11 protein-coding genes are annotated in these 12840 nt (G+C 58.5%); 2 read left to right on the top strand and 9 right to left on the bottom strand.

The features are described 5' to 3' along the window. Positions 1 to 207: 207 nt before the first annotated feature. Genes EMQ_RS10115 through EMQ_RS10105 form a run of 3 tightly spaced genes read right to left on the bottom strand, consistent with a single transcriptional unit; the run spans position 208 to position 3359 of the window. Positions 208 to 1332 carry an acetoin dehydrogenase dihydrolipoyllysine-residue acetyltransferase subunit gene (locus EMQ_RS10115; RefSeq protein ID WP_010666186.1) on the bottom strand — a complete coding sequence of 375 codons (1125 nt, stop codon included), beginning with the start codon at positions 1330 to 1332 and terminating at the stop codon, positions 208 to 210. Between the two features lie 3 nt (positions 1333 to 1335). After that, positions 1336 to 2364, bottom strand: coding sequence for an alpha-ketoacid dehydrogenase subunit beta (locus EMQ_RS10110; RefSeq protein ID WP_010666185.1), 1029 nt, complete (start codon positions 2362 to 2364; stop codon positions 1336 to 1338). Between the two features lie 29 nt (positions 2365 to 2393). Beyond that, positions 2394 to 3359, bottom strand: coding sequence for a thiamine pyrophosphate-dependent dehydrogenase E1 component subunit alpha (locus EMQ_RS10105; protein ID WP_010666184.1), 966 nt, complete (start codon positions 3357 to 3359; stop codon positions 2394 to 2396). Between the two features lie 200 nt (positions 3360 to 3559). On the opposite strand from EMQ_RS10105, the gene EMQ_RS10100 reads away from it, so the two are divergent. Next, a complete protein-coding gene (locus EMQ_RS10100) occupies positions 3560 to 4480 on the top strand; it encodes a helix-turn-helix domain-containing protein (RefSeq protein WP_018308061.1) in 921 nt (306 codons plus the stop codon). A gap of 185 nt (positions 4481 to 4665) precedes the next feature. Here the strand turns inward: EMQ_RS10100 and serS are convergent, their stop codons facing one another. The 3 genes from serS to tatB are packed head-to-tail and all read right to left on the bottom strand — an operon-like array spanning position 4666 to position 7420. Then, entirely contained in the window at positions 4666 to 5949 is a 1284-nt protein-coding gene (gene serS, locus EMQ_RS10095) for a serine--tRNA ligase (protein WP_010668524.1), read from the bottom strand. Further along, positions 5949 to 6725, bottom strand: coding sequence for a twin-arginine translocase subunit TatC (gene tatC, locus EMQ_RS10090; protein ID WP_048874172.1), 777 nt, complete (start codon positions 6723 to 6725; stop codon positions 5949 to 5951). The genes serS and tatC overlap by 1 nt, the downstream gene beginning before the upstream one ends. A gap of 32 nt (positions 6726 to 6757) precedes the next feature. Continuing rightward, entirely contained in the window at positions 6758 to 7420 is a 663-nt protein-coding gene (gene tatB, locus EMQ_RS10085; protein ID WP_010668522.1) for a Sec-independent protein translocase protein TatB, read from the bottom strand. A gap of 854 nt (positions 7421 to 8274) precedes the next feature. On the opposite strand from tatB, the gene EMQ_RS10080 reads away from it, so the two are divergent. Further along, on the top strand, positions 8275 to 9639 hold the full coding sequence (locus EMQ_RS10080; RefSeq protein WP_010669142.1) for a lipopolysaccharide biosynthesis protein: 1365 nt from the start codon (positions 8275 to 8277) through the stop codon (positions 9637 to 9639). Here EMQ_RS10080 and EMQ_RS10075 read toward each other — a convergent pair. The 3 genes from EMQ_RS10075 to EMQ_RS10065 form a co-directional block, all read right to left on the bottom strand. Then, positions 9574 to 10551, bottom strand: coding sequence for a glycosyltransferase (locus tag EMQ_RS10075; RefSeq protein WP_158320008.1), 978 nt, complete (start codon positions 10549 to 10551; stop codon positions 9574 to 9576). The genes EMQ_RS10080 and EMQ_RS10075 overlap by 66 nt on opposite strands. 5 nt (positions 10552 to 10556) lie before the next feature. Beyond that, complete coding sequence (locus EMQ_RS10070) at positions 10557 to 11549, bottom strand: ELM1/GtrOC1 family putative glycosyltransferase (RefSeq protein WP_231367956.1); 993 nt, start codon at positions 11547 to 11549, stop codon at positions 10557 to 10559. Positions 11550 to 11664: 115 nt separating this feature from the next. Continuing rightward, on the bottom strand, positions 11665 to 12633 hold the full coding sequence (locus EMQ_RS10065; protein ID WP_081470993.1) for a metallophosphoesterase family protein: 969 nt from the start codon (positions 12631 to 12633) through the stop codon (positions 11665 to 11667). Between the last annotated feature and the right edge of the window lie 207 nt (positions 12634 to 12840).

The raw sequence follows: 12840 nt of genomic DNA, 5'->3' as shown, positions 1-12840 counted from the left end.
AGTTTTTAGAAAGGTCTGGCTTCTGAAGCTTTTGAAAAAGCTTCACCAAAACTTTTCTTTGATTTTCAGAAGTGATTTTTTGAGTGTTCTGTAGAGTTTCATGAACTTACAGAAATTTCGAAAACAGACAGGCTCCACAAAACCGGTTTGGGAGAAATACCGTGAAAACGCACGATGCAGCTATTACCGCATCGTGCGAAAGATCAGCTATTCGATAAACTGGCTGATTTTTTTGTTCACTGCGGCAGCCTGCTCGAGTTGCGGCATATGACCGGTCTCGGGAAAACGCGTCACACCAATGGTGGCAGGAAGTCCATCAGCATCTTTTGTAGACAAAATCTCGTCCTGTTCTCCCCACAGAATCTGGACGGGTTTATCAAATGTTTCCAGAACAGATCTGAGTGAAACAGCCTGTTTTCCATCAGGGAAATTGGCGGAGGCAATGGTTTTCAAACCGCTGACCACACCGTCCAGTCGTTTATAACGAATGATCCCTTCCACCATCTGTCGGGAAATCAGACTCTTGTCATGCACAAGATATTGCAGGACAGGTTCAAGTGTTTTTCGTCTGTCTGCATCAATGAAGCCATTGATAAAGTTCATATTGATATCCTGACCCAGCCCGGCCGGTGCAATCAGGATCAGACTTTTCACCAGATTGGGTGCGGATTTCGCCAGTTCCAGCGCTATCGCGCCGCCGAGGGAATGCCCGACGACATGTGCCTCAGACAGATCCAATGCCTTGATCAGGTCTTCAACAGTTTTTGCAAATCCTGTGGGAGTGCCATCTCCCACCTGTTTTGTGGACTCACCATGTCCGGGGAGATCGAAAGCGATCACATGATGTGAGGATGCCAGAGCCGACTGTGTCAGCATCCAGTTGCTGACATCACCACCAAAACCATGAATGAGAAGAACGCTACTTCCTGTCTCTCTATTTCCACTTTCCTGTACGGAAATTTTGAGATCGCCAACGTCCACTATTTTGCGCGCAGTTGCGTCGCTGTTTTTATCTTCCGTTTCTCCTGAAGAGAAATTGTCGTTGAAATTCTGAATGAAGGCGTCGATCTCGGCGTCGGAAACGTCGGCATCCGCCAGAACGCCAATCAGTGCACCGACAGGCAGCATTTCACCTTCCGGCGCGACCTGCCGACGGAGAATGCCTGCAGCAGGACTTTCATAGCCGTTTGTAATCTTGCTTGTTTCTATATCAGCGATTTCATCTCCCGCCTTGACTTCCTTGCCGACAGGAAGGCTCCAGCTTGCCAGTTTGCCTTCGGTCATGGCTAGGCCAAATTTCGGCATGGTGATCGGTGTGATGGTACCACTCATAAATCAGGCCTCCTCTTTCACGCGATAGGCCGCAACGGAACGAACGGCCGCTTCAATTTTTTCCACGCTGGGCATATAAAGATTTTCAAGAACCGTAGCGAAAGGAACCGGTGTGTGCGGAGGCACAACGCGCCGGATCGGTGCCTTGAGGGCATCAAATGCTTCTTCCGCGACCAGCGCAGCGACATCGGTCGCCAGATTGCAGCGTGGGCTGGACTCATCAACAATCACAAGACGACCTGTGTCAGCCACGCAGTCGAGGATTGTTCCTGTATCCAGCGGTGAAGTTGTGCGTGGATCAATGACTGTGCAGGAAATGCCATCCTTTTCCAGACGGTCAGCAGCCTGATTGGCGAGATTGACCATGCGTCCGAAAGCGACAATCGTGACGTCATCTCCCTCACGTGTCAGGTTGGCTTCACCGAACGGGATGGTATACGGCTCATCAGGTACATCTTCCTCATCGTCATACATGACCTTGTTTTCAAGAAAGATCACAGGATCATCATCGCGGATGGCTTCGATGAGCAGGCCTTTCGCTTCATAGGGAGAAGATGGTACGACCACCTTCAGGCCCGGGATATGGGTGAAGAGCGGGTAGAGCGCCTGACTGTGCTGTGCGGCGGCATTGAAGCCCGCGCCATACATGGCCCGGATGACGAGCGGGGTGCGTGCCTTGCCGCCGAACATGTAGCGGAACTTGGCAGCCTGATTCATGATCTGATCAAGACAGCAGCCGATAAAATCAACAAACATCAGTTCCGCAACAGGACGGAGGCCGGTCGCCGCGGCTCCTGCCGCCGCTCCGATATAGGAGGCTTCGGTGATCGGCGTGTCCAGAACGCGGTCTTCCCCAAATTCCGTCAGCAGGCCCTTGGTGACACCCAGAACGCCGCCCCACGCATCTTTCACGCCGGATGTGCCGCCGCGTCCGCCTGCAACATCCTCACCCATGAGGATCACGCGGGGATCGCGACGCATTTCCTGCCGCAGAGCTTCATTGATGGCCTGACGAAAGCTTTTCCTGCTCATTTTTATTATCCTTGATTGTGCAAGAGAGATCAGTAGGAGACGTAAACATCCCTCATAAGATCAGCTTCTTCCGGAAGAGGGGCGACCTTGGCGGCGGCAACGGCTGCGTCGATTTCGCTTTTCACCGCAGCATCAATGTCATCCAGCGCCGAGGCTTCAAGCAGGCTGATTTCCGTGACGTGCTTTCTGAAATTGACAAGACAGTCGTGCTCGGCCCGTTCTCTCGCAACTTCGCCCTCTGCCCTGTAGGTCATCGCGTCGCCTTCAAAGTGGCCATACCAGCGGGAAAGATGCACATGCAGCATCGCCGGTCCCTTGCCGGAGCGTGCATGGGCGATGGCTTCACCGGCAGTTTCGTAAACAGCGAAGAAATCGGTGCCGTCACACTCGAAATAGGGCATGCCGAAGCCTGCCGCCCGGTCTTTCTGCGTTCCGGCGCAGGCATAGGAAGCACCTGTCGCCTCGCCGTAACCATTGTCTTCCACGACAAAGACCGCCGGAAGCTGCCATACGGTGGCGAGGTTGAGGCTTTCCAGCGTGCTGCCTTCATTGGAGGCCCCATCACCATAAAAAGCGACGGCAACACCGTTATCTTTCAGGAGTTTATGAGAGAGCGCCGCGCCGCAGATCAGGGGCGGTCCGCCTCCCACGATGCCGTTAGCGCCCAGCATGCCGAGCGACAGATCTGCGATATGCATGGAGCCACCCTTGCCGCGACAGACACCTGTCTGGCGGCCATAGATTTCGGCCATCATCCCGTCTACGGCAACGCCTTTTGCAATACAGTGGCCGTGTCCGCGATGCGTGCTGGCGATGGTGTCCGTGTCGGAAAGATGGGCGCAGACGCCTACACCGGAGGCTTCCTCTCCACAGTAGAGATGGACGAAGCCCGGAATTTCCCCGGTGGCGAATTCGACATGCAGCCGTTCCTCGAAATCACGAATCGTACGCATTGCACGATAGGATCGTGTCAGGATATCTCTTGAAATCTGCATGATATTCCTCGTTTTTATTTATTCTTGTGCGGCGTGTGTCCATGCGTGCCGTCTGGAAGCAAGCAAAGAGGTGTTGCTGCGTCTGGGGTAAGGGGGGCTTTGAAGCTGGTCACACGTACGTGACGAGGTTAGAAAGAGACTGTCGCGTTATCGCGACAGAGTTCAACGGGAATGCATCATCCGCAGGGAGTGTGAAGGCCATGAGCGAAACCATACTGGTCACTCCCGACCGCCTGGCGATGATTCCCGCAGCGCTTCGGGCTTCCTGGACGCGGTGCGCCTCGCATTACGCCATTCCTCCAACGGGTGAGGGATGCATTGAACTGCTTTGCGGTGCGGAACTCAGGCAGGCCTGCGCCCGTATGGGACCGCTCATGAAGACGACAGAGCCGGAGGTCGACCGGCTGCACGGCATTGTCTCCACGCTGGATTATACCGTGCTGCTTGCGGACCCGAACGGCATCATCCTTACCCGTCGGGGCGACTCTCTACAGGAAAAGGGAAACCGGCGCTGGCATCTGTGGCCCGGCGCTAGCTGGTCGGAAAAGCAGGTGGGAACCAATGGTATCGGCACCTGTCTTGTAGAAAACAGGCCCGTCACGGTGCACATGGACCAGCACTGGCTGCTCAGCCTGCGCTATCTGGCCTGTTCTGCCGTACCCTTTTACGGACCGGACGGGCGCGTGGCCGGAGCCCTGAACGTCAGTTCCACGCGTCCTGACCCGGAAGGTCGTATCGCCATCATGATGGAAGCGGTGCTGGTGGATGCGGCCCGGCGTATCGAGCGTCGGAGCTTTCTGCACGCCTACGGTTCCCACACCGTCGTGCTGCTGGGTGAAAGCAACGACATCTCGCTGCCGATGGTGGCGCTGGATGAGGCTCGCGTTGTCGTGGGAGCGACTTTCGCGGCCCGTCAGATGCTCAAGCTTGGTGATGCTGATAGCAATGTCTGTTTCGACCTCGGTACACGCGGGCGCGGCGTGCCGGATTTTCAGGAAGCCGAGCGGGCAGTGATTGAAGGCGCTCTGGCCATGTCTGGCGGCAAGGTAGCCCCGGCGGCACGGCTGCTGGGAATCAGCCGGTCAACGCTGCATCGCAAGATCAGGGCGATGGAAGGATAGAGAAGAATGGATTTATGCGGGCTCTGCCCGCGCCCGCAAGAGACCGCAGGCCCCTTGAGCCCACTTAATGGTTTCCAAAGGCGAGCCTTTGGCGGGGTTAGGGGCAGAGCCCCTGAAACCCCACTGGATAGGAAAATTAGGCACAAAAGTCGTGATTACAACTCCACTGGATAACTTCCAATTATTCAGACCAGCCGTTCAATCCCGCCCATGTAAGGCCGCAGAACTGGCGGCACGGTGATGCTACCGTCTTCATTCTGCCAGTTCTCCATGACTGCGATCAGCGTGCGCCCGACTGCAAGACCTGACCCGTTCAGCGTGTGAACGAAGACGGGCGCTTTCTGGTCCGGCGCACGGTAACGGGCGTTCATGCGACGTGCCTGAAAGTCCCTGGTGTTCGAGCAGGATGAAATCTCGCGCCATGCCTGCTGCCCCGGAATCCACGCTTCCAGATCGAAGGTCTTGGCCGCGCCAAAGCCCGTGTCACCGGCGCTGAGCAACATACGACGATAGGGAATTTCCAGAAGCTCAAGGATCTTCTCGGCGCACAGCGTCATGCGCTCATGCTCGGCCTCGCTCTCGTCCGGGGTGGTGACGGAGACCATCTCCACCTTCTCGAACTGGTGCTGGCGGAGCATCCCGCGCACGTCGCGTCCGGCAGACCCGGCCTCCGAACGGAAGCAGAGCGAAAGCGCTGTCATGCGGATCGGCAACTGCGCTGCGTCGAGAATATCGCCCATCACAGAGGCCGTCAGGGGCACTTCGGCGGTCGGCACCAGCCAGCGATCGTCTTCGGTGTGGAAGGACTGGTCGGCGAATTTCGGCAGCTTGTCCGTGCCATACATCGCGGCTTCATTGACCAGCACCGGCACATGGGTCTCGGTATAGCCGTGCTCGTTCACATGCTGATCGAGCATGAACTGCCCCAGCGCCCGCTCCAGACGGGCGACGCCACCGCGCAGCAGGACAAAGCGCGCGCCGGACAGTTTGGTGGCCGTAGCGAAGTCCATCTGTGGCTGGCCGTTCTGCTGCATGGCCTCGCCGAGTTCGAAATGCTGCTTCGGCGTGAAGGAGAACGTCTTCGGCTCGCCCCACTGCTTGACCTGCACGTTGGCCGTCTCGTCCGGACCGGGCGGCACGGAGGCGTCCAGACGGTTGGGCAGCACTTCCAGAACGGCCTTCACCTCGGCGTCGAGTGACTGGGCGCGCATTTCCAGCGCTTCCATGTCTTCACGCAGACGCACGGCTTCTGCTTCAAGCACAGCACTGTCGCCCTTGTTACGTTTGAGGACGCCGATTTCCTTGGCCAGCGCGTTCCGGCGTGTCTGCTTTTCCTGAAGAGCCGTCTGGGCAGCGCGACGCTCCTCGTCGAGCGTCATGACCTTCTCCGACACAGGCTCCATACCGCGACGGGCCAGATCGGCGTCAAAACCGGCGGGATCGGCGCGCAGGGCGCGAAGGTCGTGCATCAGGAAACCTCTTTCTCTTCAGTCTCGCCCTCTTCCGTTACGGAGGGCTTTTTCGGCTCAACAAGTCGCGCCGAGATAATGGAAATTTCGTAAAGGATAACCAGCGGCACTGCGAGGCCTGTCTGGGTGATCACGTCCGGCGGCGTCAGGATGGCGGCGGCGACAAACGCGCCGACGATGGCGTAACGCCGGAATTTTCTGAGCTGGTCGGAGGTGACAATGCCGACCATCGCCAGCAGGGTCAGCGCCACGGGCAGCTCGAACGCAATGCCGAACGCCATGATGAGTTTCATCACCAGCGTCAGATACTCGGACACCTTGGCCTGAAGTTCGATCTGGAGACCGTCCGCACCGCCGCTGGTCTGGAAGGACAGAAAGAACTTCCACGCCATCGGAAAGATGAAATAGTAGGCCAGCGCCGCGCCCATCAGGAACAGGATTGGCGTTGCGATCAGAAACGGCGCGAAGGCGCGTTTTTCCGAGCGATACAGGCCGGGCGCGATGAACATCCAGAGCTGCGTGGAGATCATCGGGAAGGAAATGAACGCGGCCCCAAACGCCGCCACACGGATATAGGTGAAGAACGCCTCATACAGCGCCGTGTAGATCAGGTGCGGCTGTTCGCCCTTTTGCCGCATGATGTCGCCAAGCGGACGGGCAAGGAACAGGTAGATGTCCTGCGCATAATGGTAGCAGACCGCAAAGGCTATGGCGAAGGTGACGGCGGACCAGATCAGACGGCGACGCAGCTCGATCAGATGTTCGAGCAGCGGCATGGGTTCATCGTGAATCGGATTGTCAGTCGTCGTCACGACAGGTCGTTCCTCGGCTGGTCGGGGGAAGAAGTCTGGTCTTGTGCAGGCTGTAAGGCGCTCACTGACGTATCAGGAAGAGCCACGCTGAAGGGAGCGACCCGTCTGTTGCCATGCAGCACCCGTGAAGGGGGAAGAATGGCGGGCGTGCGCAGCCGCGGCCATGCGGAGGCGATGCGTCGGGCGATGGCCGGCGGCACTACGGCGGGGGCCTGATCCGGTTCGCTCTGCGGCGTGCTGCCTGTAAAGGAGAGCGGTTCTATGCCCAGAGGTGAGGCGCCGACATTCTCTCGTGCCGGAGGCGGAATCAGGTCGGGCGTGTCAGCAGCGGGGAGGGCTTTCGGCCTGTCGTCAAACGGGCGCCCCCTTAGTGCGGGATCATCGAGTGTCCGACGCAAGCTGCCGTCATTGTCGATGGTCCGCATGATCTGGCTGCGGACATCAAGTGAGCGAAGCTGGCGGACCTGATCCCGCACGTCGCCCAGATCCGCTTCCCGGACCATCTCGTCCACATGGCCCTGAAAATCCGCAGCCAGACGGCGGGCTTTCTTGACGACCTTGGCAACGGAGCGGATGGCGGCGGGCATGTCTTTCGGTCCGATGACCAGAAGCGCCACCACGCCGATCAGCGCAAATTCCGACCAGGCAAAATCAAACATTATTCTCGCCGGTAACCGCCATAATTCTCAATCCGCCCTGACTGCCGGATGGGGCAGGCGGACGGGACCATACAGAAAAGACAGGTCCCTGTATATTTTGCAAATGCAGAAGAATGCTGCTTTCTGCCTGACATCTGGAATGGAGCCACAAAATCTTCATAGTCCTGTCTGTCACGGGGCCACTCTCCTCTGAAGTTGCCTCACATGGTCGTGTTTGCAAACACGGATAAGCTGTAAAAACAGATGACTGGGTGTTTATCAGGCTTGGCCGGAGACGGTGTGACAGCTTCATGAGACTTTGTTCCTGAAGCGTGTCCGTGTTGTGTGGACACACGCTCAGGGACTTCGTGCTGTAAAAGAGCGAAAAAATACTGAGGGGAAGGTGTTGTGGACTGATCTGGCGGCCTTATGCTTGCAGCGCGCACGACTGCGGCGCTGTTATTCCGCTTTCCAATGACTCTGAGTGCCATTAGCCCTGTGCGGTATTCTTTGCCGGACATGCTCTGGCGGTCGGACTTTCCTCTCCTGGCAAAGATCGCAAGTCACGGTCTCCCCGTTATCGACAGTAACCGGTTTCCAAAGGCAAGCCTTTGGCGGGGTCTGGGGTGGAGCCCCCGAGCCCCCAACGATATGGACACTTCATCTGGTAAGCCCGTTGATATTCATTCTGTCATTCTCACCTTCAGGGAAGCGATAAATGACAGCGCTTACTCTGTGTAACACCTGTCGCTCAGGGCTCGGGACAGCGTTCCCACTGAGGATATGTTGCAGAAAGAAGGTTTTTCGATCCCTTCTGATATGTCAAAAGCCGGGACGGCACGCATCGGCCACCGTCAGCCAAACAGAAAGTCCGTATGACCCGGAGCCGCTCAACCTTCAACTCGATCTTCCGCAACGTCAGTATGCTGACACTTGGGCGGATCCTGACCGCGCTGTGCAGCTTCGTCTATATGGCGTTTGCCGTACGCGCGCTGGGATTGTCTGATTTCGGGCTGCTGATCCTGATTCACTCCCTCGCCATGACTGGTTCAACTCTCTCACGGCTCCAGACATGGCAGACGCTGATCCGTTTCGGGAGCGATGCGTTTTTCGATGACGACATGGGGCGTTTCAGACAGGTCGTTTTCTTCTGCATTCGTCTCGACGGACTGTCGGCTGTTGTGGCTCTGGCAATCAGTCTTGTGGTCGTGATTCTCTATGCCCCGAGTGTTGGCTGGACGCATCATGAGCGGACACTGGCCCTGCTGTACGCCTGTGTCGCGCCCTTCATGTATACGGGCTGGTGTCACGGTGTACTGCGTCTGGCCGGGAAGTTCCGGCTGGTGCCGATCACGGACGGTTTCACGGCGTTCGGCAAGATGTGTGGCGTGCTGCTGGCCTATGCGCTGCATCTGGGCGTGGGCTGGTTCCTGTTTATCTGGGCTGCGGCCGTGCTGTTCGATTATGGGCTTTATACCGCGTTCGCCCTGTCCATTCTCAGGAAGCGGACTTCGTTCGACTATTTTGAGGCCTTCCGGCACTGGCGCTGGAAGGGCGAAGGTCTGTGGGCCTTCACACGCGGCGTCAGCCTCAATCAGACGCTGGCGTCCGCCTCAACCCATGTCGCGACGCTGATTGTCGGCAAGCAGATCGGCACTGCCGAAGCAGCGGTCTTCCGGGTGTGCCGGCAGATTGCTTCCGGAATCGTGACACCTGCGCAGCTGATTTCGCCAGTTCTATACCCTGAGCTCGTGAAGATGCGTGACCGGCAGGATTGGGCGGGGCTCCGGAAAGTCACCCTGTCCATTTTCGGAATTCTGATCGCCATCTCGGCGTTTCTGATTCTCCTGACGGCTGTGGCGGGATCGCACATCTTCCGCGCCTTGCTGCATGTGCATGTGCCGCACACATCGTTCTACATCACGATGATGCTGCTGGCGGCGATTTTCAGCCTGCTGATTGTTCCGCTGGAGCCGTTGCTGATCGTGACCGGCCAGTTGCGGCTTATTGTCAGAACGCGTGTCCTCGTCACGCTGCTCTATTTTCCGGCGCTCTACCTGCTGACCCGCTCCTTCCATCTGACAGGCGCCTGCCTGGCAACACTGGCCTCAAGCGCAGCGGTCTTTCTGTCCTGCCTTGCTGGCGCGGTGATCTTTTCCCGACGGCTCGGTCGCTCAGGACAGCCCGGCCCGGAAGGCGCGCCAGATCAGCCTGAACCGGCGCAGGAAGGCGGGCGCTGAACGGGTTCGCGTCAGCACGGTCCCCAGATTGGGCGCGATCACCTTTACGAGCAGATACAGCGCCATATTGAGACGGTGCAGGCTCGGCGAGGTCGCCAGAGACCGCTCCAGCCAGAGCCGATTGCGGATTGTGCAGAAAACGCGTCGTTCCTCGGTCTTCGGGTCGAGCCAGGGGTGAATGGCCTTGCGATTCGCACGCCAGGATTCGTCGATGTCATGGAGGCGACTATCGGGACAGAGCCAGATATGGCCGCCAGCCGCCGGGATCTGCCGTGAGAAGGCGTAATCATCAAAATAGAGATGATAATGCTGTGGGGGCAGGGCGATCCGGTCGAGCCACGAACGGGCGAACCAGAAGCCGCCATAGGCCGCGACACCAAGTTCGAAACAGCCTTCCCGTATCGCGGCTTTCCTTTTTCCACCGTTCCACAGATGCGCCAGATTGAAATCGAAGAACGCGTCAGGCTCGACCCAGTGCAGGGTTTTGCGATCCAGCACCTTGCGATACTGCCGCTTGTCCACGCGAAAGCTCATCATGGCGTTGCGTTCGTCCGCGCCGAGGCGTTTCCAGCGGTCGAGCAGAACGGAGAGAGCGTTCTCTTCCGGCACATTGTCGTCGTCCAGCACCCAGACGAAACGCATGTCGTGAAGACGTGCCGCATGGGCCAGTCCGGCATGGAAGCCGCCCGCCGAGCCTTCATTCTCCGCCAGCCGCACGACATGCAGGGCATCCGCGCCGAACTCATCCCGCAGCGAGGCGAGCGCCTCCTGTGCTGAGCGGGGTGTGCCATTGTCCACGACGACGGCGCAGGTCGCCCCGCAGCGGAAAGCTGCCCGCAACACTTCCGCAAGAAGGTGCGTGCGCTCGCCATAAGTGACGGTGACGACACAGGTTCGGTCTTGCTGCGGCAATAACATCATCTCTCTACACGATCGGAGGCAGGCGCACTGTTGGCGACCAGTGCAAGAACCCGGTCACGGCACACCCGTAATTCCTCATCAGGCGCCGGAAACGGCATGCGCCAGTCTGGTTCTTTCAGGCCCTGTTCCGTCAAGGGCCGGACAAGTCCCTGCTGGACAAGCGCCCGATGCCACCGGGTGAAGTCAGTGCCGCCTGCGAGCCAGCCACGCCGGATCAGCATATGGCGGAGTTCCGGCGTGATGCGGTCCGCCATGATTTTCAGGCGCTGGACTGGCGGGAGCCGGACCGGAAGCGGATACAGCCAGGTCGGTTTGCCGGTCCGCCATGCGTCGGCGAGCAGGGAGGCGCTGTCCGCCGTCACCACCAGCCTTCCGCTTTCTTCCAGCACCGTCGAAAGCGGTCGCCGGTCGATGCGCTCAGGTGCCTGACGATACCGTTCCTCAACACTTTTCACGACGTGATCCGGCGTGCGCGGACCCGGCACGACGCGCAGTTCCGTGCCTGTCGCTGCGGCCAGTCGCTCGGCGCGGGACAGTAGCACCAGTGCGTCGTGATCGCTGAAGTCGAAGTGACGTGTCGGCCCTCCCAGCAGCACGGAAACTGGTCCCTGTGTGGTATCGGCAGGAATGGTTGAGCGTGCAATATCCGCGCCATTCAGCGGCATGTTCAGATGCAGCGTCTGTGGACCGTCCGGGTAGTCGTCCTGTGGCATCAGCAGGATCAGATCCAGCTCCGATGGCGCTTTCAGACGCGGACGCCCGAGCTGGATGATGCGAGGGCGACCATCGAAGGCTGCTTTCAGACGCCATGCCTGTCCCAAGGCTCTGCCGAAGGACAGGATCAGCGTCGGCTCTTCGGAGGGAAGCTGGTCGTTTCTGGTGAATTGCCAGGGCAGGCCACAGGCATTGGCCAGCGCCTCGCACTGCCGCATTTCACCTTTTCGACCGGTATCAACGATAAGGATGGACGCGTCGGAAACACTGTTCACGGATGACGCCAACCGGATTTTTTTTTATTCTGATTAGAGACAGACAATTTTCTTGATCGCCGATGTGTGGTTTCAGACCAGCGTACTGTGGGACTGGCGGTAGACATGACTCATGTCATGCTCCTATCGCATCCTGATAGACCGGTATTGAGGGAGTGCCGAAAGCATCCGGACTCGCGGGAGTGCCCTGTGCAGGCGCACGCGGCCGCAACCAGGTAAGCTGACCGCAATTGATGAATTCCCCGGTTTTGGTCATCCGCCTGCGGGTCATCTCTATGCGCCAGTAGCTGGCCTCGGCGCCGACCCGGAAAGCGTTCCAGCCCGCGGCCCTGTCCGGTTCGTCCGACATCAGGGAGGCGGACGGCGTGGCGATGAGCGGAATGGCTGTGTCCGGGATAAAGCTGGTCGTGGCGCAATGAGAATGGCCATGCAGCACGAGCTCCGCTCCGGCTTCTTTTAGCGCACCGGCGACATGTCGCCATCCCAGAAGGGATTTTCGCCAGGGCACCAGGCCCGGTGTCACGGGGTGATGGATCAGCACGATCCGGCAGGCGTCGCGGGTGGCTTCGAGAATTCTGCGCAGGCGCATTGCCTGATCGATGTCCACACGTCCATAGGCCATGAGAGGCGGGCTGGCGACGGCGCTGCACACGCCGATCAGCGCCATATTCCCGATCCGACGGACAAAGGGAAAATCCTCGGCGCGGGGAGCGGTCCATCTGTCCCATGCGGCAAGTGCCTGCTTTCTGGAACCCGAGGTCATGGCGTCGTGATTGCCCGGCACCACGACTGTTGGAGCTGGCATCCGCTCAAGCCAGCCTGCCGCCTGCGAAAACTCCTGCGGGAGGCCGAAATTAGTAAGATCGCCGGTATCGGCAATGGCATCCGGTGCGAACGCGGTGATGTCATTCATCACCGCTTCTGCCGTCTTGAGGCTATGCAGTCTGGACCGCCGACGTTTCCATGACAGCACGCTCAGGGCGCGTTTCCCGAGGAAGGCCTTGGGCGACAAGACACCCGTTGGAGGGAGATGCACGTCAGACAGATGGGCAAGGCTCTGACTCTGGCCTATATGACTGATCATCACACCATTGCTCCCGCTTCATTCTCCCCGCCCTACCCGGCCATCGATTTCCATCCGGACTGGATAGGCATGATGGGGTTGCACTTCTTCCGCGGAGCACACACAGGGATGTTTCTGGAGTGCATCTGATACACGATAATATTTCAGATGAATGAGGTGCAACAAAAATATAATAAAATAAAATTCAACAAGCCGGAGCGCCTCATT

The organism is Acetobacter aceti NBRC 14818, assembly GCF_000193495.2.
Classification (GTDB): domain Bacteria; phylum Pseudomonadota; class Alphaproteobacteria; order Acetobacterales; family Acetobacteraceae; genus Acetobacter; species Acetobacter aceti.
This window is presented reverse-complemented; position numbering and strand designations above follow the sequence as displayed.

Coding starts and splice junctions, on each gene's coding strand:
- EMQ_RS10115 (WP_010666186.1), bottom strand. CDS start 1,332: ATGAGTGGTACCATCACACCGATCACCATGCCGAAATTTGGCCTAGCC.
- EMQ_RS10110 (WP_010666185.1), bottom strand. CDS start 2,364: ATGAGCAGGAAAAGCTTTCGTCAGGCCATCAATGAAGCTCTGCGGCAG.
- EMQ_RS10105 (WP_010666184.1), bottom strand. CDS start 3,359: ATGCAGATTTCAAGAGATATCCTGACACGATCCTATCGTGCAATGCGT.
- EMQ_RS10100 (WP_018308061.1), top strand. CDS start 3,560: ATGAGCGAAACCATACTGGTCACTCCCGACCGCCTGGCGATGATTCCC.
- serS (WP_010668524.1), bottom strand. CDS start 5,949: ATGCACGACCTTCGCGCCCTGCGCGCCGATCCCGCCGGTTTTGACGCC.
- tatC (WP_048874172.1), bottom strand. CDS start 6,725: ATGCCGCTGCTCGAACATCTGATCGAGCTGCGTCGCCGTCTGATCTGG.
- tatB (WP_010668522.1), bottom strand. CDS start 7,420: ATGTTTGATTTTGCCTGGTCGGAATTTGCGCTGATCGGCGTGGTGGCG.
- EMQ_RS10080 (WP_010669142.1), top strand. CDS start 8,275: ATGACCCGGAGCCGCTCAACCTTCAACTCGATCTTCCGCAACGTCAGT.
- EMQ_RS10065 (WP_081470993.1), bottom strand. CDS start 12,633: ATGATCAGTCATATAGGCCAGAGTCAGAGCCTTGCCCATCTGTCTGAC.